This window comes from Shewanella sp. SW1 (assembly GCF_025653545.1).
In the GTDB taxonomy this organism is placed as follows: Bacteria; Pseudomonadota; Gammaproteobacteria; order Enterobacterales; family Shewanellaceae; genus Shewanella; species Shewanella oncorhynchi.
In genome coordinates, this window is record NZ_JAKKSG010000007.1 from 16052 (window position 1) to 38887 (window position 22836).

At 50.1% G+C, this 22836-nt stretch carries 15 protein-coding genes and 2 pseudogenes; 7 read left to right on the forward strand and 10 right to left on the reverse strand.

The window, feature by feature from the left end:
- Positions 1-69 precede the first annotated feature (69 nt).
- The 5 genes and pseudogenes from L5M71_RS07830 to L5M71_RS07850 form a co-directional block, all read right to left on the reverse strand.
- Complete coding sequence (locus L5M71_RS07830; RefSeq protein WP_263206817.1) at positions 70-1536, reverse strand: efflux transporter outer membrane subunit; 1467 nt, start codon at positions 1534-1536, stop codon at positions 70-72.
- Entirely contained in the window at positions 1533-4715 is a 3183-nt protein-coding gene (locus tag L5M71_RS07835) for an efflux RND transporter permease subunit (protein ID WP_263206819.1), read from the reverse strand. The genes L5M71_RS07830 and L5M71_RS07835 overlap by 4 nt, the downstream gene beginning before the upstream one ends.
- Positions 4712-5881, reverse strand: a complete 1170-nt coding sequence (locus L5M71_RS07840; RefSeq protein ID WP_317630039.1) for an efflux RND transporter periplasmic adaptor subunit — start codon at positions 5879-5881, stop codon at positions 4712-4714. The genes L5M71_RS07835 and L5M71_RS07840 overlap by 4 nt, the downstream gene beginning before the upstream one ends.
- Positions 5882-6526: 645 nt before the next feature.
- Positions 6527-7415 (reverse strand): annotated as a pseudogene (locus L5M71_RS07845) (transposase).
- A 328-nt stretch (positions 7416-7743) separates the two neighbouring features.
- On the reverse strand, positions 7744-7992 hold the full coding sequence (locus L5M71_RS07850) for a heavy-metal-associated domain-containing protein (protein WP_105252492.1): 249 nt from the start codon (positions 7990-7992) through the stop codon (positions 7744-7746).
- A gap of 160 nt (positions 7993-8152) precedes the next feature.
- Between L5M71_RS07850 and L5M71_RS07855 the strand changes: the two are divergent.
- Positions 8153-8437 (forward strand): annotated as a pseudogene (locus L5M71_RS07855) (transposase); the annotation flags it as partial.
- 191 nt (positions 8438-8628) lie between these two features.
- Here the strand turns inward: L5M71_RS07855 and ssb are convergent.
- A complete protein-coding gene (gene ssb / locus L5M71_RS07860; RefSeq protein WP_011790777.1) occupies positions 8629-9339 on the reverse strand; it encodes a single-stranded DNA-binding protein in 711 nt (236 codons plus the stop codon).
- Between the two features lie 108 nt (positions 9340-9447).
- Positions 9448-10815, reverse strand: coding sequence for an MFS transporter (locus tag L5M71_RS07865; protein ID WP_263206822.1), 1368 nt, complete (start codon positions 10813-10815; stop codon positions 9448-9450).
- Between the two features lie 403 nt (positions 10816-11218).
- Here L5M71_RS07865 and uvrA point away from each other — a divergent pair, with 403 nt between their 5' ends.
- The 4 genes from uvrA (at position 11219) to L5M71_RS07885 (ending at position 18071) form a co-directional block, all read left to right on the forward strand.
- Positions 11219-14101, forward strand: coding sequence for an excinuclease ABC subunit UvrA (uvrA, locus tag L5M71_RS07870; protein ID WP_263206825.1), 2883 nt, complete (start codon positions 11219-11221; stop codon positions 14099-14101).
- A gap of 188 nt (positions 14102-14289) precedes the next feature.
- Positions 14290-15444, forward strand: coding sequence for a M28 family peptidase (locus L5M71_RS07875; protein ID WP_263206827.1), 1155 nt, complete (start codon positions 14290-14292; stop codon positions 15442-15444).
- Positions 15445-15638: 194 nt separating this feature from the next.
- On the forward strand, positions 15639-17561 hold the full coding sequence (locus L5M71_RS07880) for a DEAD/DEAH box helicase (RefSeq protein WP_011847889.1): 1923 nt from the start codon (positions 15639-15641) through the stop codon (positions 17559-17561).
- A 138-nt stretch (positions 17562-17699) separates the two neighbouring features.
- Entirely contained in the window at positions 17700-18071 is a 372-nt protein-coding gene (locus L5M71_RS07885; protein ID WP_263142103.1) for a DUF6677 family protein, read from the forward strand.
- Here the strand turns inward: L5M71_RS07885 and L5M71_RS07890 are convergent.
- Positions 18068-18682 (reverse strand): HAD family hydrolase, encoded by a 615-nt coding sequence (locus L5M71_RS07890; RefSeq protein ID WP_263206829.1) that lies wholly within the window; start codon positions 18680-18682, stop codon positions 18068-18070. The two genes, L5M71_RS07885 and L5M71_RS07890, sit on opposite strands and share 4 nt — an antisense overlap.
- Positions 18683-18711: 29 nt before the next feature.
- A complete protein-coding gene (locus L5M71_RS07895) occupies positions 18712-19686 on the reverse strand; it encodes a DMT family transporter (RefSeq protein ID WP_113940039.1) in 975 nt (324 codons plus the stop codon).
- A gap of 318 nt (positions 19687-20004) precedes the next feature.
- On the opposite strand from L5M71_RS07895, the gene L5M71_RS07900 reads away from it, so the two are divergent.
- Complete coding sequence (locus L5M71_RS07900) at positions 20005-20826, forward strand: hydratase (RefSeq protein ID WP_263206831.1); 822 nt, start codon at positions 20005-20007, stop codon at positions 20824-20826.
- 196 nt (positions 20827-21022) lie between these two features.
- Complete coding sequence (locus tag L5M71_RS07905) at positions 21023-22132, forward strand: energy transducer TonB (RefSeq protein WP_263206833.1); 1110 nt, start codon at positions 21023-21025, stop codon at positions 22130-22132.
- Between the two features lie 7 nt (positions 22133-22139).
- Here the strand turns inward: L5M71_RS07905 and L5M71_RS07910 are convergent, their stop codons facing one another.
- Positions 22140-22469, reverse strand: coding sequence for a cysteine-rich CWC family protein (locus L5M71_RS07910; RefSeq protein WP_263206835.1), 330 nt, complete (start codon positions 22467-22469; stop codon positions 22140-22142).
- Positions 22470-22836: the final 367 nt, after the last annotated feature.

Genomic DNA, 22836 nt, shown 5'->3' on the forward strand with positions numbered 1-22836 from the left:
CTCCTTAAATGTTGAGTTAAAAAAAGCTTAATGCTTCCAGCTATGGGAAGGTCAAGTCCTATATGTGATTTATTTCACGACGCGTCCGTTCGAAATGCCGTCGGCGCCACTGCAGTCCTGCTCCGCCTGCGCGCAGATCTCCCAGCCGCCACCCAGTGCCTTGTAGATGCTGACAACGGCAAGCCGTTGGTGGGTGCGAGCGATTGCCAGCGCACGCCGGCTTGCAAAGTCGGACCGTTCGGCTTCGAGCACATCAAGGTAGATGCCTTCACCTGCTGAGAACCGCACACGGGCAAGACGAGCCGCCTCGCGATTTGCGGCTGACTCAAGCAGACGCAGCTCAAGCGTGCTACCCGCGGCACCATAGGCTTTGAAGGCATCCTCGGTTTCCTGCAGTGCGCGCAACACGGTCTGGTCGTAGACGATCAACGCCTCTTGGGTACGAGCCTCGCTGGCGGCGATGCGGGCACGCACGCGCCCAGTATCGAAAAGAGACCAGCGAATGACTGGGCCGAGGAAGCTGGACAACACTCCGGAGCCATTTACTTCATCGAGACTTCCAGCAACGAGCCCGATTGAACCATGCACTTGGATCTCGGGGTAGAGACCAGCCGTCTCGAACCCAATCCGAGCGGTCGCCGCAGCGAGAGTCCGTTCAGCCGCCGCAATATCAGCACGCCGAGAAAGGAGTGCTGCGGGATCGCCCACGGCGATTATTCGAACAGCAAGCGCTTCACGCGCAGGCGTTACAGCGGGTGGTCTAAACGTCTGGGGCGTTTCGCCAAGAAGGATGGCCAGTGCATTGCTGGAGGCCGCACGGCGGCGCTCCAATTCGGGCACGGCCACCTCGACATGGTGCAACAAGGCCTCGGCACGGAGCTGGTCGAATTCGCTGGCAGAACCGGCGTGCACGAGACGTTCGACCTGGCTCAGGCTTTCGCGCTGGCTTTGGCTGATGTCGGCGGCTACAGCTAGTTCGGCCTCGATACCGCGTAGCTCGAACCAAGTGGCAGCCACCGCAGCAGCGACCCCCGCCTGCACACCACGCAGCAGAGCCTCGCGGGAGCCTGCTTGCGCCTGAGCGGCCTCCACCGATCGCCGCACACGGCCAAAAAGATCGATTTCCCAGGAAGCGTCTACCGCGCCGCGATAGGTTTCTATCTGACGCGACTGACTATGGGGCGTCTCGACCTCACTCCGGCGACGGTTCTCATAACCAAGCTCAGCGCCACCGCTCGGCAGGAAGCCCTGACGGCTCTCACCCAACATGGCCTTTGCCTCTTCGAGCCGAACGACAGCGATACCTATGTCATGGTTCGCCGCGAGCGCCCGCTGGATCATGATGTTCAGAGCTGGATCGTCGAAGGTGCCCCACCACTTCACCTCAACGGCCCCTGTTCCAAGACCGGCGGGAGGCTCACTGAAACTGGTCGGAAACTGCGATGAAGGTAGTGAGTAGTTTGGGCCCACCGCCGTGCATCCAGTCAAGATGAGCGCACTCAGGGGTAACAGAACTGCTTGGTAGGGACTTCTCATGACATGCTCTCCTCTATGTGCGGCTTAGCACTTGAACTGTAACTGTGCCGCTCGAAGTGAGCCTCCAAGCCACGTATCACTACATAAAAAACCGGTGTCAGGAATAATCCGAACAATGTCACGCCGAGCATACCTGCGAAGACCGCAATCCCCATAGCCTGGCGCATTTCGGCCCCAGCACCGCTTGCCAATATCAACGGTACGACGCCAGCAATAAATGCCAATGAGGTCATCACGATAGGCCGCAACCGCAATCGACAAGCCTCAACGACCGCCTCCAGCGCACTTGTTCCTGCAGCTTCGAGGCTGCGTGCAAACTCGACGATCAAAATTGCGTTTTTGGCCGCCAAACCGACGAGCACGATAAGCCCAATCTGAACAAAGACGTTGTTGTCGCCCCCAGCCAGCCAGACACCGGTAATCGCGCTCAAAAGACACATCGGCACGATCAGCAGAACCGCCAGAGGCAGCAGCCAGCTGTTGTATTGCGCGGCGAGGATGAGATAAGCGAGCAGCACGCACAATGGGAAAATGAACAGCGCAGAATCGCCAGCCAGTTTTTGCTGGTAGGTAAGATCAGTCCATTCGAAGCTCATGCCTTCAGGCAAAACCTCCTTGGCTAATCGTTCCATGACCGCAACAGCCTGCCCCGAGCTGACGCCAGCCATCGCACCGCCCGAGATGTCGGCCGTAGGGTAACCGTTGTAGTGCATCACGCGGTCTGGGCCGGCACTTGGTGTCACAGTGACAAAGGAGGACAACGGCAGCATATCTCCGGCCGCGTTGCGCACCTGCAGTCGGCCGATAGATTCGGCTTGCATGCGGTGGTCTGCATCGGCTTGGGCCGTCACCTTATAGGTTCGACCGAAGCGGTTGAAGTCGTTGATATATAGAGAGCCGAGATAGACCTGAAGCGACTCAAACACATCCGCCAGACGAACCCCCTGGCTCATGACCTGAGTGCGATCGATGGTGACATCTAACTGCGGCGCATTGATGTCAAGACTGGTCATAAGCCCAGCCACCTCGCCCGACTCGGTAGCTTTTGTCATCAGGATCTGGGTCTGCTGCACCAGAGCTGCTAGCCCAGCACCGCTGCGGTCCTCGACCTGCATCTTAAATCCGCCCGTCGCGCCAAGGCCAGGCACCGGAGGTGGCGGGAACACGCCGAGGAAACCATCGGGGATGCTGGCAAATTGGGCTTGCAAGCGCCCCGCAATCGCCATCGCGCTGAGATCGGGTGTAGTGCGATCTTTAAACGGGTCGAGCATGATGAATATGACCGCGGCATTTGGCACATTGATGAAACCATTGATAGAAAGGCCGGGAAACGCAACGACGCTTTCGACACCTGATTCGGTCAGCGCGATCTTCGACATCTGTTTGACGACTGCGTCGGTGCGGTCCAGTGACGAGGCGTTTGGCAGCTGGGCGATTGCAACAAGATAATATTTGTCCTGCATAGGCACGAAGCCGGGCGGGACGGCCTTGAATCCGAAGAAGGTCAACGCAAGGAGTCCGGCGTAAACCAGAAGCGCCACGCCGCTAATCCGCACGACCTTGCGCACCGTGTTGCCATAAGCGTCAGGTGCATGCTGGAACGGCTGGCCTAGTGTCCGAAACAACTGATCGGCGCGGCCACGCAAACTGCGCGGAACTCGCACTATTGCCGCCTGGCGCTGGCGCAACAAGAGTCCTGCGAGCGCAGGGCTGAGCGTGAGTGAATTAACTGCTGACAGAATGGTTGAAATCGCAATCGTGAGCGCAAACTGTCGATAGAACTCACCCTGCAAGCCGCTTAGAAAAGCGGTCGGAATGAAAACGGCGGCGAGCACCGAGGTGATCGCGATAATAGGACCGGTGACTTCGTCCATGGCAAGCCGTGCGGCCTGAATGGGTTCCTCACCATTTTCGATGTGACGTTCGACATTCTCGACCACTACGATCGCGTCATCGACGACGATCCCGATTGAAAGCACCAGGCCAAACAACGACAACGTGTTCAGTGAGAAACCCATCAGATGCATGACGGCAAAGGTGCCGATCAGCGACACCGGCACCGCTATAAGGGGTATGAGCGAAGCACGCCAGTTGCGCAGGAACAGCACCACCACGATAACGACAAGAAGAATCGCCTCCAACAAGGTGGTTACCACCGACTCCAGCGAGGCACGAACAAACACCGTCGGGTCATACGCGATGCGCGAGCTGAGTCCTTCCGGAAAGTTGCCTTCAAGCCGCTGCATGGTTGTACGCACCGCCTGCGCAACGTCGAGTGCGTTAGCGCCCGGACTCTGGATGATTTGCAGCGCGACGGCAGGTTCACCGTCAAGCAGACTGCGCAATGCGTAGGTATCGGCCCCCATCTCAATGCGGGCGACATCGCGCAAGCGCGTCACCTGGCCGTCGCCGCCTGTACGAATGATGATGTCGCCGAACTGCTCTTCATCAGTTAACCGCCCGAGCGTATTCACTGTCACTTGGAACGCGGCACTGGAATTGGGAGCCTGACCGACGGAGCCAGCTGCTACCTGTACGTTCTGCTCGCGCACAGCGGCAATCACATCGCCCGCTGTCAGCCCTCGTGCGGCGATCAGGCTCGGATCGAGCCAGAGCCGCATACTATATTCACCAGCTCCCCAAACCAGAACGTCGCTGACACCCGGGATACGGGACAGATCATCGCGCACCTGGAGGTAAGCGTAGTTCGAAATATAGAGAGGGTCGTAGCGTTTGTCTGGCGATAACAGGTGAACCACCATCAGGATGTCCGGCGAAGTCTTCTGCGTAATGACGCCTTGGCGCTGCACCTCCTCCGGCAAACGCGGCAGAGCGCGCGAGACGCGGTTTTGTACCTGGATCTGTGCCATATCGGCATTCGTCCCTTGCGCAAACGTGACGGTCAGGATCATTCGGCCGTCAGTGGCTGATTGCGACGACATGTATAGCATGCCCTCGACCCCAGTGATCGCCTGCTCGAGTGGCGCGGCTACCGTTTCTGCAATCACCTTGGGATTGGCGCCCGGGTAGGAAGCGGTCACCTGAACCGTCGGCGGCGTCACGGTCGGATACTCGCTGAGCGGCAATTGGAAGAAAGCAACGATGCCAGCGAGCACCATCAAAACTGAAAGGACGATGGCAAAAATCGGGCGATCGATGAAGAAACGTGGGAATGTCATTGTACGGCTCCCGAGGTTTGTGACACCGCAATAGGTGTACCGTCAATCGCAGCGGACTGTGGCGTGACCTGCATGCCCGGGCCTATCAGCCCCTTGACGACAATGTGCTCGCCGGGCTGTAGACCTTGTTCGATCACGCGCAAACCCTCGACCAGCGGACCCAGCTCGACTGGCCGATATTCCGTCTTGTCGTCTTTGCCGACAACGAGCACATAGTGGCTACCTTGATCGGTACTAATCGAATGATCGGAAACCAGAACCCTCGCTTGCGGCGCTCCGGTCTCTAGTTTAACCTTGGCAAAAAGACCGGGCGTCAAATGCCCATCGGGGTTATTGACAACAGCGCGGATACGCACTGTTCCCGTCCCACGATCGCTGGTGTTGGAGAGGAAGTCGACACGGCCTGGCCTCGAATACGTCTTGTCGGTGAGCAGTGCCACCATGACCTTTTCCGCCTGTGGACCATGCATGGTAGTGTGGTCTCGGCCTGCGGCGAGCGATCGCAAATAAGTGCGTTCGTCGACATCGAAATAGACGTGGATCGGATCGATAGAAACGATAGTCGTGAGTGGCGTCTCGCCGCTGAAGACGTAGTTGCCTTCTGTAACGAGGGCTTGGCCGACACGTCCACTGATCGGCGCCGTGACACGTGCGAAACTCAGATCCAATTGTGCGGCATCCACCGCTGCCTTTGCGGCGTCGACCTGTGCTTTGCTTGCATTCATAGAGGCGGTTGCGATGTCGAAGCGATCACGAGCAACGATCTTTTGGGCAAATAGCTGTTCGGCTCGTGCATATTCCGTTTGGGCAAGTATCGATGCCGCTTCAGCCTGGCGCAGGTGCGCCGTCGCGGCGTTCAGCGCGGCTTGGAACACCCGAGGATCAATGAGAAAGAGCTCGCTGCCCTTTTCGACGAAGCGTCCCTCGGGTAGGCTTACGTTCTGAATGTAGCCAGCAACCCTCGGGCGCAGCTCAACCCGCTTGACCGCGGTCAGCGAACCTGTGAGTTCGACAAATGGCGTCACCGGACGAACGATCACTTCGGCCACCGGAACGCTTGGTGGCTTTGCGGGACTGACAGAGGGAATAGCCTCCTTGCATCCTGCGATAGCGAGTGCAACGCTTAGCGCCACAGTGATTATGGTTATGCGTTTGACCTTCATCATTTTTTCCTTTCTCGATAGCAGTCGACAGTTAGTTTTGCTGAGCCGAGGTAGCTCCTACTGTATTTATCCGGCTTACTACGCTTAGAAGGTCAAGTGTTTTTTTTGATTAGTAAGGGGGCCTTGCGAGGCGCAGCGAAGCCTAACTCTGATGACGAAAAAATCATGTTCAGCGACGAAAATCGCTAAGTATTAAGGCATGCACATAGAAGAAAACTTCCTCGACAAAAAAGCCAGACATACGGCCTTGACTGCTGCGACCACTGCACTTACAAACGAGAGCGGTTGGAAATGTTATTACTGCTGGCAGCTTTAGCCGACGGGTTGCATTCATGTTAGGGCTGACAGCAGAAATGGCCTGAATGCAGTTCCAAGCAAACAGCATTAAACACTGGCGAGTTTTACCGTTCGACTACTTGGGTATGAGGAATGTAAGCTCCCAAACTTAGAGCTTAGAACTAAGCAGATACAGGCTGAAATAAGGAAATGATGTTCTGGTCTTAAATGTCAGACTGAGCAGTAATCAAAATGAAGAAGAGCTGATACTATGATTAAATTCGTGGTGATCACTCAGGTGTTTGATCAGTGCTAGCGCATGAGTGCCATTGCCTTAGATTTACTTCTGTCTGTGAGCGATCACTGTACTGTTCAACCCATATTAGACAATTTTAATTGAGAATTTTTGAACTCTACAGGTGACAGTTCACCATTAGTAAAATGACGTCACTCCAAGTTCTAATATTTCATTTAAGCAGTCACATCTAGCTTCAAAAAATCTCTTGTTGATTGAGCAATATTAAAAATCCAATCGTGTTTTAAGCTACCAAAGAAACGCTCAACGAAGGCATTATCCCAACACGCACCTACATCCCCCATACTGACTCGGATATCATAGCTCGATAGCAACCTACCGAATTACTTGCTGGTATACAGTTAGCATCGGTCACCCAGCCCTCACCTGTCTTTAAATAGGCCATGTCACCTGCCCAAATCTAATTAGCGAATTTTATGTTAAAGTTAATATTTAACAAGTTATTAGCCACAGCATCAGCGTGTTTTTGCTATGTCGTCACCTTGTAATCTCGTCGCTAGGTTGCTTTGAGTCGAAGGTGGTAAATAATTTTACGAACGAGATAGCGACCAACCTAGTAGCCTTCTTTACGCAATTTCTTCACCATTTCACGATTTCCTATGCTGCCACGACTTTACTTAAATAGTTGTCGAACAAGGCGATATTGCTTCTGTGTTTCAAGACTTATCACGCTTGCTGAGCGTTTATGCCCATCGTAATAGCCTGACTTACTCACACCATTACTCGGCATAACAGTGCTATAGGAAATAGGTTAGATTGCTGTTTGATGATGCGTGATTCTTTGTTTGATCTACACAATAACTTTAACTCATTACGCTCAGACTCTGCTAAGGTGATACCTTGTTGCAGGGCTTGATATTTTTCCTTCCAGTTGTAAAGCAGACTAGTACTAACGCCTAGAGACATTGCCGCATCAACAACGCTATAACCTTGCTCTAGCACCATTTAGACAGCTTCAACCTGCAGATAACTCTATATGTGATTTATTCAGACTCACATAGACCTATTAATTTATTGATCATACTGTCTCAAAATTAAGTGCTGAAATAAAATTAGACCGGAGCAGATGCAGTGGTATACAGAGTCTGACCATTATATTGGCGGTGATATTACATTTTTGGAAACAAATTCAATTACTCTGTCCTTAAATTATATCCATTTATAACTCGTTATGGGCGGATAAGCAGCACCTCTGTTACTAGGTGCTGCTCTCCTAAGAACCGTACATGCAACTTTCACTGCACACAGCTCAAGCCTCCACTAAGGTGCACTGTCAATTGGCGGTATTTTGCGACTTGCTGCTTCTATCTACACTGCAACAGGTTGACTCAGGTTTTGCCGGATATCCAATTTCCTCCAGAGCGTCGAGTATTTCGTCTTGCGATTGGCTGCTTTGTACATTGATACTACGGCTGGTGAGATCTGCTGTTACGACTGCATCGGCGTCCAGTTCCTTTATTGCACGGTTGATCAAGCCAAAGCAGTGGTTGCAGGTCATATCGGTAATTTTTAACGTTAACATCGTAAATCTCCTTTACTAAGTGGGCAGCTAAAATTCTCTACCTTGCTACAGGGAGAAGGTCAAGGCTTATTTTCTGTGATGTTACCCAGTACCAATTGTGCCAAAATGGCATAATGTGAGCAGGGGTCGCCAGTGCTGCAATCTGATAGCAGCTCAGTACTTGCTGGAGAAAGGCGTCACACTGGTGACAAACGTGCGTAAGAATATGAAAGAGAAGGCGATGTTGTTGTGGGATAGAGCGATGCTGTCGAGACTTTTCATCATAGAAACCATCAACGACCAGTTAAAAAATATCTCTCAAATAGAGCTCTCCAGACACCGCAGCGTGCATGGATTTATGCTGAATATGATTGCGGGACTCATCGCCTATCAATTAAAAGACAATAAGCCACAACCGAACCTCACTAACGGGGAGTTTAATGCTATTGCAGTTATGGATCGTTAAACTGATCTCAGGTTAAGTATCTATCTCAAGCGTATCATCATGTGAACAAGCGAGGTAAAGGGTTGAACGACCTAACCCACGCTTCACGGCACAAAAACTAAAAGCATAAAGACAAGAAACAACAAAGCCACGACTCGCGTGGCTTTGCTTATTTAAGACGATACCGTCTTTATGCTTCGATACGTTCCAAATCAGAACGGAATATCGTCATCCCAACCATCATCCAAATCTGGGGTGAAGTTTTGCTGTGGTTGTGGCGCTGGACGCTGTGCCGGTGCTGCTGGCGCTTGATAAGCTGGTGCTGGAGCGGCTTGTGGCTTAGGCGCATAACCACCTTGTTGTGGTTGTTGAGCCTGTGGCTGACCATAACCTTGCTGCTGGGCAGGTGCTGGCGGAGCATATTGTTGCTGAGCTGGCGCTTGGTAAGCAGGTGCTGCTTGAGGCGCTGGCGCATATTGATTTTGCGCAGGCGCGGCTTGTTGTGGTGCAGATTGATAACCTGCGTTTTGTGGCATGCCGCCGCCCATTGGCGCGCCTTGTGCTTGTCCACCTTGACCACGGCTACCTAACATTTGCATGCTACCGCTTTGGTCGATAACCACTTCAGTGCTGTAACGGTCTTGACCACTTTGGTCTTTCCACTTACGAGTTTGCAGTTTACCTTCAAGGTAAACCTGTGAACCTTTACGCAGGTATTCACCGGTAATTTCAGCTAATTTGCCGAACAGAACCACACGGTGCCATTCAGTACGCTCTTGCTGTTGACCCTGTTGGTCTTTCCACGATTCGCTAGTCGCTACTGTGATGTTTGCGACTGCATTACCGTTTGGCATATAACGCACTTCTGGATCTTGTCCCAAATTGCCAACCAAAATTACCTTGTTAACACCACGACTGGCCATTGAAATCTCCTGCGATTCTTTAAATAATCTATTAATTCAGTATGTTGTTTATCTTTATTGCCATAGAGGAAAATCAGCTTCCCCAAATACCACACGGCAGACCAGATATTATTGAGCAGAGCCTAACACAGCTCGTGCTTCTCTTAAATCGAAATGCTCGTCTACCTTGAGATAAGCTACTTTCTCGTCCAGTACGACTATGGCTTCAACAACGCCCATTAATTGGGATAACTGGGTTGCCATATCGCGCGCTTGCGCCTTGTCTTTCACTTCGGCTTCTAAGGTGTAACTCTTTAACAACACAGGATTTTGCATGCCTAATGTCAGGAATAACCAAATAGACATTAAGATCACGGCAACAACAAATACCCCGACTGCGCCCACGAGCTGGAAAGCACCGCCACCGAGCATACCGCCACAAAAAGCCCCTAAAAACTGGCTAGTAGAATACACGCCCATGGCCGAACCTTTTTCGCCGACGGGGCAAAATTTAGCAATCAAACTTGGCAGTGAGGCTTCTAAATAGTTAAACCCTGTAAAGAAGAGCACCACGGCAAAACTCAATACCCAAAGATTGCTCGCAAATGCGGCCATCGCCAGCAATGACACTATCATGATCACGAGGGCAATTTGGAACATCGCCTTAGTATTTTTGCGCTTAACTCCGATGATGATTAACGGCACCATCAAAATAAATGCGCCCACAAAAGCAGGGAAATACAGCATCCAATGTTTTTCTTTCACTAGACCCGCATCCACCAGATCCAGCGGTAGTGCCACAAATACTGCGGTGAGCACTAAATGCAGGATAAAAATCCCAGCGTTAAGCCTAAATAATTGCGGCTCGAGGAACATACGTTTGAGCTTAGCGGGCGTTGCGAGAGTGTCTCCCTTCGGCGCCTGAGTGATGGGATTAGGCACTAAAAACTGGATCAACAGCATACCGACAATAGCAAATACCGCCGTTAACCAAAACAATCCAGTCAACCCAAGATGTTGCGCTACGATAGGCCCCATTAGCAAAGACAGGGCAAAAGATAACCCGATACACATGCCAATAATCGCCATCACCTTAGTGCGCTGCTCGTCGCGGGTTAAATCCGCGGCAAGCGCCAGCACGGCAGCGGCAATCGCGCCCATACCCTGTACAGCTCGACCAAAGACAACGCCATAAATCGTATCTGCGTTAGCAGCGATAACACTACCAATAGCAAACAACACTAAGCCACCGAGAATAATCGGCTTGCGACCATATTTGTCAGATAAAATCCCCATGGGGATTTGCAGCACGGCTTGAGTCAGGCCATAAGCGCCGATAGCAATACCCACCCACAGAGGCGAAAAGCCTTCGAGATGCTGACCATAAAGTGCAAAGACGGGCATGATCATAAACAAGCCCATCATGCGCAAACCAAATACACTGGCTAAAGAAAACGCGACTTTTTTCTCAGTACCCGAAAGTCCGTTGTTACCCATGATTTTGCCCTGGATTGAAGTCTTTTAAGGGGCGCATGTTACCACACCCAAAAGGATTTGCTCAAAAGGAAATAGTGGCCTAAACCACTGACTATACACTTAGCTTTTATCCCGTTTATCACGGACCTATATTGACTGTGTCAGAGTTAACATCTTTATTTTTAACGTTCATGCACAGGGGAATGAGTCTAACATAGTGTTCACAATTGTCCTGTGAGTCAGTGCGCAACAACAGTATTAATCTTAGTTAATCCATTCCATCCACAACATCCCGCAAAGCAGGCCGACTTAAAGCCAGTGCCAGCCCTAGGATTGGTGCAGATCACAGAATCAACTAAACTCAGCGGCGGAACTGTGCGATACTTGTGCTCATTTTTTTAAGCATATGGCATTAGAGCGATAGATGGATAAGATTGAAATACGCGGCGCACGCACCCACAATCTCAAGAATATCAACCTGACTATCCCAAGGGATAAACTGATTGTCATCACGGGCTTATCGGGATCTGGCAAATCCTCCCTCGCTTTCGATACTTTATATGCCGAGGGCCAGCGACGTTATGTCGAGTCCCTATCTGCCTATGCTCGCCAATTTTTAAGTTTAATGGAAAAGCCCGATGTGGACCATATCGAAGGCTTAAGCCCGGCGATATCCATAGAGCAAAAATCCACCTCCCATAACCCACGTTCGACCGTGGGCACGATTACCGAAATTTACGATTACCTGCGCTTGATGTTTGCACGCGTGGGTGAGCCGCGTTGTCCGACACACAATCAACCCTTGGCGGCACAAACCGTCAGCCAGATGGTGGATAAAGTGTTGGAAATGCCCCAAGACAGCCGCTTGATGCTGCTCGCACCTGTGGTCAACGCCCGTAAGGGTGAACACGTTAAATTGCTCGAAGGTCTATCGGCGCAGGGTTATATCCGCGCGCGTATCGACGGTGAAGTGTGTGACTTAACCGATCCGCCAACCTTAGACTTACACGTTAAACACACGATTGAAGTGGTCGTCGACCGTTTTAAAGTGCGTGACGATATCAAACAACGCTTAGCGGAATCCTTTGAAACCGCGCTGGAACTCTCCGGCGGCATAGCGACCGTTGCCAGCATGGAAGACGACACGGGTACTGGTAAATCCAAAGGCGAAGAACTGATCTTCTCGGCCAACTTTGCCTGCCCGCACTGCGGTTATTCGATGGCGGAATTAGAGCCAAGGATCTTCTCCTTTAACAATCCCGCTGGCGCGTGCCAAACCTGTGATGGTTTAGGGGTACAACAATTTTTCGATCCTGAGCGCGTGATCACCAATACCGAGCTTTCACTGGCGGGCGGTGCGATTCGCGGCTGGGATAGACGCAACTTCTACTATTTCCAAATGCTTAGCTCACTCGCCGAACACTATAAGTTCGATGTCGAAGTGCCCTACGAGCAGCTTAGCGAAAAAGTCCGCAAAATCGTACTTTACGGCTCAGGTAAAGAAAGTATTGCCTTTAAATACATTAATGACCGCGGTGATGTGGTGGTGCGTAATCACCCCTTCGAAGGCATTCTAAACAACATGGACAGGCGCTATCGCGAAACCGAAAGTAACTCGGTACGTGACGAGTTAGCCAAGTTTATCAATACCCAAGCTTGTCAAAGCTGTGGTGGCTCGCGCTTACGCGAAGAAGCACGTAACGTGTTTTTAGGTGATATCAACCTGCCACAACTCACCACTTGGTCGATTGGCGAAGCCTTGGACTACTTCGAGAAAGTCGAATTTAGCGGCCAAAAGGCGCAGATTGCCGAGAAGATTTTAAAGGAAATCCGCGATCGCTTAGGCTTCCTCGTCAACGTGGGTCTCAATTATTTGAGCCTATCGCGCTCGGCAGAAACCCTCTCCGGCGGTGAAGCCCAACGTATTCGACTCGCCAGCCAAATTGGCGCCGGGCTCGTCGGCGTGATGTATGTGCTCGACGAACCCTCAATTGGTCTGCATCAAAGGGATAACGAACGTCTGCTGCAGACGCTTATCCACCTGCGGGATTTGGGCAACACTGTGATTGTGGTTGAGCATGACGAAGATGCGATCCGTATGGCGGATCACGTGATCGATATTGGTCCAGGCGCAGGTGTACACGGCGGCGAAGTGATTTGTGACGGTCCAATTGAGAAAATCATCGCCTGTGAAGAGTCAGTTACCGGACAATATATTTCCGGTAAGCGCAGCATTCATATCGATACGCCGCGCATTCCCTTCGACAAAAACCAAGTCATTCAATTGTTTGGCGCCCGCGGCAACAACTTGCGTAATGTAGATTTAACCATTCCCATTGGCCTATTCACTTGTGTGACGGGCGTATCGGGTTCGGGTAAATCGACCTTAATCAACGATACCTTCTTCAAAATCGCCCATAGAATGCTCAACGGGGCGACGGTGGATGAGCCATCACCCTATGACCGTATCGAAGGGATGGAACTGTGCGACAAAGTGGTCGATATCGACCAAAGTCCGATTGGTCGCACACCGCGTTCGAATCCGGCCACTTATACCGGCATCTTCACCCCAATTCGCGAAATTTTTGCCGGAACCCAAGAGTCACGCACTCGCGGTTATCAAGTCGGCCGCTTCTCCTTTAACGTTAAAGGTGGACGCTGTGAGGCTTGCCAAGGCGACGGCTTGATCAAGGTCGAAATGCACTTCCTACCCGATGTGTATGTGCCCTGTGATTCTTGTAAAGGTAAGCGCTACAACCGCGAAACCTTAGAAGTACGCTATAAAGGCAAGAATATTCACGAAGTACTACAGATGACAGTGGAAGATGCGCGTCAGTTCTTCGATGCCGTACCTGCCATTGCCCGTAAGCTACAAACCTTGATGGATGTAGGTTTGTCCTATGTGCGTCTCGGCCAAAGTGCAACCACACTTTCGGGCGGCGAAGCCCAAAGGGTGAAACTTGCCAAAGAGCTGTCTAAGCGTGACACGGGCCAAACCTTGTATATCTTGGATGAACCGACCACGGGCTTACATTTTGCCGATATCCAATTGCTGCTCGACGTATTGCATCGTCTTAAATCCCACGGCAACACGATTGTGGTGATTGAGCATAATCTGGATGTGATCAAAACCGCAGACTGGATTATCGACTTAGGCCCAGAAGGTGGCTGTGGTGGCGGTATGATTTTAGCCACAGGCACGCCGGAAGAAGTCGCCGAGCATCCAACCTCCCACACGGCACGCTTCTTAAAGCCACTGCTAAAACGGGATATCGAGCTGGCAAAGGCCAATAAAGCTAAGGCTTAACATTCGGTTCACGCCGCCGTTGGTCTGAATAATAGAAGCGCAGTCGCCCTAAGCACTGCGCTTTTTTTCGCTCAGCAATCCAATATGCTTAAGCTATCGCATACATATAGATCTCATTGAATTAGAATCGGATTTAGGCAAAGATGATATTCATCTTCTGGCGAAGGCTTCAGCGATAAGGAATGTCCATGCGTGATAGCACTCAGTCCCCAGTGACTCACCTTATATTACCGAGGCAGTATCAATCACTTTTAAGTAAAAACCTAAGCGACATAAACCTAAGCGCATCGACTCTATTCAACCACAGTCGTATCGGTCAGCTGCTCGCCAAGTTCAAGATCACGCACCTTATAAGACATCAATCCCAAAGACTTGGCTTATTAGCACTGGCCTGCGTTGTTGCAACGACCCTCACTGGCTGCGTTAACTCAGCCGAAACCTGTGCACGCACTGAGCTAAAACTCACTTGGGCCGAGCCCACAGAGTTACAAGCGGCAGTCACAAGATTAAGCTCAGATGAATTTGAAGGCCGCAAAACCCAAACCCAAGGTGCGGCAAAAAGTCGTGACTATATAAAGCAGCAATTTCAGGGGCTAGGTTTACAGCCTTGGGGAGCGGACTTTATCGTGCCCTTTGAATACCAAACCTTCTTCACCCAAGAAACCGGCGCCAATATGGTCGCCACCGCGATGGCGAAAGAGCCGACGAATCGATGGCGCATTATCGTTGCCCACTATGATCACTTAGGCATGAGCGGCAGCAAGATTTACCACGGCGCCGATGATAACGCCTCCGGCGTCGCTGCTATGCTGGCAATTGCCAAACATTGGCAGCAGCAATTTGCCCTGCAACCCAATACCTTGCCTAAGATAAACCTCATGTTTGTGGCAACCGATGCCGAAGAACCGGGACTCTATGGCAGCATCGCCTTGGTCGAACAACTCAAAACCCGCCTGCCAGAGGCGACATTTGAATTAATGATTAACCTCGACATGGTAAGTCACCCCGGCAGGCCCTATGGAATTTACCTTGAAGGCAGTCGAAACTTCACTCAGTTCAATCAATTTAAACCCCTACTGAATCAACAGAACCGACTGTGCATTAAGCTCACGCACCCAAAACCCGTTGGCCGTAGCATACAAAGTACCGACTGGCTGCGGGCATCGGATCATTATCCCTTCCACAAAGCCAATATCCCTTGGCTGTATTTTGGCGTGCCGACCCATCCCCAATATCACACCCCTGAGGATACCGTCGCGACAATCGACATCACTTTTCTTGCGGCAGTGACAGAGTCAGCATTCGAGTTACTTCAATTAAATGTTGAATATTTAAAGAATTAATGGGAAGTGGCGCGTTTCTTGCTCAGTTTTAGCGAAAAAAATGCAGAAAACAGGTTAAATCGCGTGACTCTGATTGGTAAAGTGGCCGCCATGCTGCTATAATCCGTCGTTCGCGGGAAATCGACACGGGGTTGATTTTCTGTCTGTGAAACTTTAGCGCCATTTCGCGCGCGCATCCACAAGGCTACAACCCAATGTCATCCGATGAAAGAACTTTCCGTGAACTCGGCCTATCCGAGAATTTGTTGCGTGCTCTTGACGAGCTAGGTTATGAAAAACCAACGCCAATCCAATCAGCCAGTATCGATCCACTTATGGCTGGCAAAGATATTTTAGGTCAAGCGCAAACAGGTACAGGTAAAACTGGCGCCTTCGCGTTACCACTATTAAACAAAGTTACCAGCCAAACTACACCGCAAATTTTAGTATTAGCACCAACACGTGAATTAGCCGTGCAGGTTGCTGAAGCGTTCAGTAGCTATGCCAAATTTATGAAGAATTTCCACGTTCTTCCAATTTACGGCGGCCAAAGCATGCAACAACAGTTGAATGCCCTGAAACGCGGCCCACAAGTTATCGTTGGTACGCCAGGTCGTGTTATGGACCATATGCGTCGCGGCACCTTGAAACTCGATTCATTACAAGCCTTAGTGCTCGATGAAGCCGATGAAATGTTAAAAATGGGCTTCATCGATGATATCGAATGGATCCTTGAGCACACGCCAAGCGAACGCCAACTGGCACTATTCTCTGCCACTATGCCAGAGCAAATTAAGCGTGTTGCTAACCAGCACTTACGTAATCCTGTACATGTTCGTATCGAATCAAGCCAAACGACGGTTGAGTCAATCGAACAGCGTTTCGTACAAGTATCACAACACAACAAACTTGAAGCCTTAGTACGTGTATTAGAAGTTGAAAACACTGAAGGTGTGATCATATTCGTCCGTACTCGTAACTCATGTGTTGAGTTAGCTGAGAAGTTAGAAGCCCGCGGTTATGCTTCATCACCACTACACGGTGACATGAATCAGCAAGCCCGTGAGCGTGCAGTTGACCAACTGAAACGTGGCAAGTTAGACATTCTGATCGCGACTGACGTTGCGGCCCGTGGTCTTGACGTTGAGCGTATCGGTCACGTTGTGAACTACGATATTCCGTATGATGCCGAAGCTTATGTACACCGTATTGGCCGTACAGGCCGTGCTGGCCGTACTGGTATGGCGATCCTGTTTGTGACTAGCCGTGAAATGCGCATGCTGCGCACTATCGAACGTTCAACTAACAGCCGCATTTCACCGATGAAAATCCCAAGCCCTGAGACAGTTGCAGAACGTCGTCTGTCTCGCTTAGGTGAGCAATTGGCTGAAACAATCAACGGCGATTTAGATTTCATGAAAGAAGCTGTTGCTCAATTATGCCAACAGTTAGAAGTCGATACCGATCTGCTAGCCGCTGCATTATTACAGCAAGTTCAGCAAGAACGTCCTTTGCAATTGCCAGCCATTCAAGAACGTGTTCGTGATGAACGCAGTGAGCGCACTGAACGTAGCGACCGCGGAAGTGATCGTAATGACCGTGGTGGTGAGCGTGGTGAACGCAGAAGTCGCGAACCGCGTCCAATGCCAGCAAGCTTAGGCTCAGCTGAAGCGTTGAAAGACAACCCAGATTTAAAAATGTGCCGTTACGTGATCGACGTAGGTCGTGAGAATGGTGTAGGTGTGGGTAACATCGTTGGCGCTATCGCAAACGAAGCTAACATCGACAGCCGTTACATTGGCGCAATCCAACTTTACGATGCAGTGACCACTGTTGACCTGCCAGACGGCATGCCAAAAGACGTGTTACAGCACCTACGTAAAGTACGTGTTTGTGGCAAGCCATTGAACATCCGCGAAGCTGGCGATCAAGTATTTGTTGATTCAGGCCGCAGTGCTCGTTCAGACCGTCCTGCCGGTGACCGTAAACCACGTGGCGATCGTCCAACAGGTGACCGCCCAGCGGGTGATCGTAAGCCTCGCGCTGCGTCTACTGGTGACAAGCCATTTGCTGACCGCAAACCACGTGCAGACAAACCTGCCGGTGAGCGTAAGCCACGTAAACCACGTGAAGACTAATCTAGCTTAAGCTAGAGACTAAAAAAGGAGCCTAGGCTCCTTTTTTGTTGTCTTGATTTTGTCTTAGTTTGCCTTTAGCAAAGATAAAGCTTAGTGTCTAATCTCCAAAGAGTTTAATGGTATAAGTAATCGACTCCCATGAAAAAAGCCCTTACCGCTGGACTATTATCCGCCTTCGTCGCCCCCGGCAGCGGCCATTTCTATCTGCAACATAAACGCAGCGCCCTAGTGTTTTTTGTGCTGGCAATACTGAGTCTTGGCCTGATGCTGCAACAAGTCATGCAAGTAGCACAGCTTATCTCACTTGATATTCAAACTGGTGTTTTACCGCTAGATATAGGCGTGATTACAGCCGAAGTGACCAAGCAAACCACGGCAACCATTCGTGATGGTGCGGACAAGCTGATGTATGGATTTATCCTCTGCTGGCTAATTGCCTTATTAGATAGCGTGCGCTTGGGACTGAAACAAGATAAGCAAGATGCAGTCACGGCCCCAAAAAATGCCTAGTCGCCAACTGTCCATGCTTCAATAAAGCTATGGTAGCAAGTAACGAGCATATCAGCGTTGTGGGCATAATCGGGAATAGTTTCAGGACAATAGAGGGCACAGTGACTACCAGCATTGCGCGCAGTTTGCAGATCAAACAGATAATCGCCCACATACAAGATATCTGCGGGCGCGAGTTGCCACTGCTGGCAAATAAGATGAATACCTTCGGGATGCGGCTTAGGCTCAGCATCATAGCGCGTTAATACCAGTGCGATATCTATGCCGAGTTTATCGATAGTGATTTGCGCCGCTTCTGGCATATTGCGAGTCAGAATAGCCAAGGGCAGTGACTTGGCCCGTAGGCATTCGATAAGCTCCCTCGCGCCATCAATCCAACTGGCCTTGAGTGAACTTTGTCTTTCGTACTCATGGACAATATCTAACGCCTTAGCCCGTGCTTCACCCGTACTCAGACTCTCGACATGGGCCAAGATATCCGTACCAGAATGAATCCCCAACTCCCGCCGCAGCCCAGCAAAATCGGGATTAGAATGCGCTAAGGTGCCGTCGAGATCGAAGATGACGCCACGGATATCCTGAAGTTTTAACTCGCTGAGTCTAGTGATCACTGGCCTTTCCCATAGATAAAATGTCTGCGTTAGACAGCCTGCAAACGCTTCGCCTGACGATTACGGTACATAGGCAGCAATTGCACCACCATCACAGAGACAATAATCACGCCAATCCCCAGCAGAGATAAACCATCTAATTCATCAGCGCGAAATACTTCTGGCCACCAGCCAAGACTCACCACTAACGCCGTGGCACTAAAGCTAAATACTGGCGTTAGGGCCAACATGGCACTGACCTGCGCCGTCGGCCAATACTTCATCGACTGGCCAAAACAGCCATAGGCGATCAAGGTATTGGCGGCGCAAAACAGTGCTATCTGCCAATCGAAGCTGTCCATACGGACAAACTGACTAAAGTCGCTAAAGGGAGCCATTACGAAAATACCTAAGCCATAGATCACTAAGAGCACGTTCGCGGGCGACAAACGATTCAGTAAGGATTTTTGCAATAAGGCATAGCTAGTCCACGACAGTGCTGAGAACTGGATGATCATCACCCCAATCCAAACCTGATGATTATTAGCCCCTGAAAAATTTAAATTAGGATGGAAAAACATCAACATACCTAAAGCTAAGGTTGCAAAACAGCTGAGTTGCACTGCATTAAGCCGTTCCTTAAAAAACAACACACCACCAAACGCGAGGAAAAAGGGTGAAGTCTGGAAATTAAGTTGGGCGGCGCCGGGTGCGAGGTAATCGAGTGAGTAAACAAAAGACACATAATTGAGCATCAAGAAGATGCCAGCAAGCACTAACCTTAACCAAACTTTGGCATCGAGTGCTGCAAATTGCTTAAGACTACCTGCGCTCCATTGGATCACTATGCTGACTAAAAGCGCGACCAGAAAACGAAACCAAGTAAGAGTTACGGGATCAATAAAGGCCGCAGAGAGCTTTAATGCTATCGGTAACATGCCCCAAAATAAAACCGCAACTGAGATGAACAGGAGCCCGAGTTGAGCATGATTATTTGCCTGAGGGGCGTTATGGCTAAGATTCACGAAGGAGTCCAGTAGAAACCGCAAAATGGACAGCCATTCTGGCACTGAGCTAACACAATATCTAGCGGATCATCATGGAAACATTCGCGTTAGCTTGGATACTTTAGCTGACACTTATATGAGGCAAGTTTCAGCATCTTACGATAATTGGAATATTGGCCGCACTCTTGATTCAACGGCAGCAGATTTACCTCGAAAGCCAACATTGGCATTTCCCGCGTTGCCAATAACCGAGTATATTTGGCCCATAAAAATGGCTTCTGCCACACACTCTCTAGGCCACTTCTTTTTAAGCTAACGCTTTAAATAGGAAAGTTAATGTTATCTACCGCCACAATCGAACAAGTTAAAACGCATATTAATACCGCAGCCAAAGAATTAGCCGAGCGCCGCGCAGCAGGCACGAGCGGCGATGTACTGATCCCAGAACTAAGGCCAACCAGCTTCGAACAGGCCTTCGCTATTCAACAAGCCGTAGCAGAAATATTTAAGGCAAGCGATAACAATCCTATCGCGGCGTGGAAATGCCTATTACCTACGGCGGAAAAAACCGTCGTAGCGCCTATTTATCAAGATGATGTGTATCAACAATCGACCACTTGCCCGCTCTATCCATCGACTAAAGGCCTGGCCCGAGTCGAACCCGAACTCGCCTTCGAGATTGCTCGCGATTTACCGCCAAGAAGCACGCCTTACACAGAGGCTGAAATCGACGAGGCCTTAGGCCACACACGCTTAGCCTTGGAATTGATCAAAAGCCGCTACCACACACCCAGTGAAGCGACGCATTTTGATGCCCTCGCCGATGGCTTAGTCAATCAAGGACTGTTGTTAGGGCCAGTGCTTAATCCGCAAGAAGGTTTAGAAACCAGCTGTTTTGAACTCAGCGTTGATATTGCCAATGACGAGCACCAGCAAAGCGACACACTGCAAAAATCCGCCATTCATCCTAACGGTTTCCCTAAGGCGGGACTCTACTGGTTAGTTAACTTTTTATCCGCCCAAGGTATTGGCTTAACTCAAGGGCAATATGTGATCACAGGCTCTTACGCTGGCGTCCTTGATCTGCCATTGGCACAGGTCTGCAAATTTGAATACGGCGCGCTTGGACAGTTCGCCGTGACTTTCACTACTAAGTGATTGCGGCGAGTAAAACGACAAAACACTGATAAATAAGCGAACTCAGTTTCAGCTGGGCTCGCTTATTTTCAATCTCAGTTCTCAGAGCTCAGTTATCTGCATTCCCCACAAGCATCATTAACAAAAGCCAAACTAACTTGCCTCAAAATGTACACCTATGTATCATCTAAATTCATCAATAATAAGGATATATAGAATGTCGCACGGAAAAACGCTGCCAATCGCCTGTCTTCTTGCCCTCACTTTAGGCACTTCTCTTAGCGTGCATGCCTCAGAAAATAGCTTTGCCAAAGCCTATAGTGACTATCAAGCCGCCGTAGAAAAAGGCGATGCTGCAAATATTGAAGCAAGCGCAAAAACCGCTTATCTACTCGGCGAAGCCCAATATGCCAAAGACAGTGTCGACTTAGCGAATCTCGCCATGAACTGGGCCAGCGCGATAGAAAAGCAAGTCGCCCCTTACCCATTTGCAGAAAAGAATCTGCCAAAAACGGCGAAGGCAAATGAGTTGTATCAGCTCGCTCTTGCAAACTATAAAGTTCATTATGGCAAAGAAGCGCTTGAGCTTATCGACCCCTTACTGGGGACTGCACAAACCGCCGTTGAAGCCAAAGATGCGAAAAATGATTTGCTTACTGCTATCGCAATTGCTGAGAAATCCGATAAAAAGAAACTGCTCGCCGATGTAAAAATGGCCGCCTTCAACCGCTTATCAAATACAGAGCTATACACCAAAAGCGTAAGACGCTATGCCTTCGATGCCTATGATATTTATAAAGAGATTTTACCAGAGAACGCCATAGACAGAGTCAAGGCAACCTATGTGGTGGGTGCAGTTGAGTATGCAGAAAAGCATGATGACAAGGCGATGCCATTGCTTTTAGAAGTCGTGAAGCAGTTTGAAGCCCTTAACTTTAGCCATCCCTATGCCTTAAGTGCCCACGCTTATTTAGTCGAACTCTATGAGCGCCAAGGAAAGCGTGACGAGTCCACCGCCCACTGTATTGCTATCGGCAAAATGCGTCCTTGGGCCGACGCACAGGAACAACAACCTATTTTCCGTATCGTACCAGACTATCCAATGTCCTATGCTAAGCAACGTAAAAGTGGCTGGGTTCAGCTTAAATTTACTGTCGATGAACATGGGTTCGTGAAAAATCCTGAAATTTTAGCCTCTAAGGGTGGTGCTTTATTTGAAAAAGAGAGTATTGAAACCTTAAATAAATGGCGTTACGCACCCAAGTTTGAAAATGGTATAGCCGTGGAAGCACAAACTAGCGTGCAAATGGATTACACCATAAACTAATAGCCCGCTATTTCACCTCATAACCTAGCCCGTCGCTCACACTCGATGGGCTTTTTTCATCCTGCTCTGCGATCTGCCCCAGACTTAACCCCTGCTTAAGTTGGATTAAACAAGCTTGGCAAATACACGCATCGGCAGACGGTAAAATATGGTTGATGACCCCTAGCGGCGAATCTGATGCTTGCGCTTGCAAGGCGGCCAAAGGTGGAAATGTTTGCAGAGCGCACCAACAATCCTCAATACCCTTACCTAAAATCACAGCACATTGATTCGCGCCTTGGCACAAAGGGCAAATTTGTGCAGTTTCTAACTTAGGTTCTTCCAATGGCTGAGACACGGTAATCCTTATAGCAAGATAAGTTGTTATAGCGCGGAGATCATAATAGATTTTTGCAACTCAAACTTAGTTGATTGGCACCAAAGTGAGACTTTAAAACTTTCCAAACTACGTTTGAATGCTTTAGTTAAAAAGTCGTGGGGCTTCACCCCTCAGGCTAATATTGGTGCTGTTTAGCACAATGCTATATTGATTGCGGCCTTACGGCCGAGATAAGTCAAAGTCGTGGGTCTTCAACCCACACCCGACCAAGAGGGGATCAACAGCAATTCCCTCTTGGATCTCCCTTGCCGCCCCCTAGCGAAGTTACATGCATTAGAGACAGGCCTCGGTCTTATGGACAAATTGCTATCGCTTCCGAAGGATG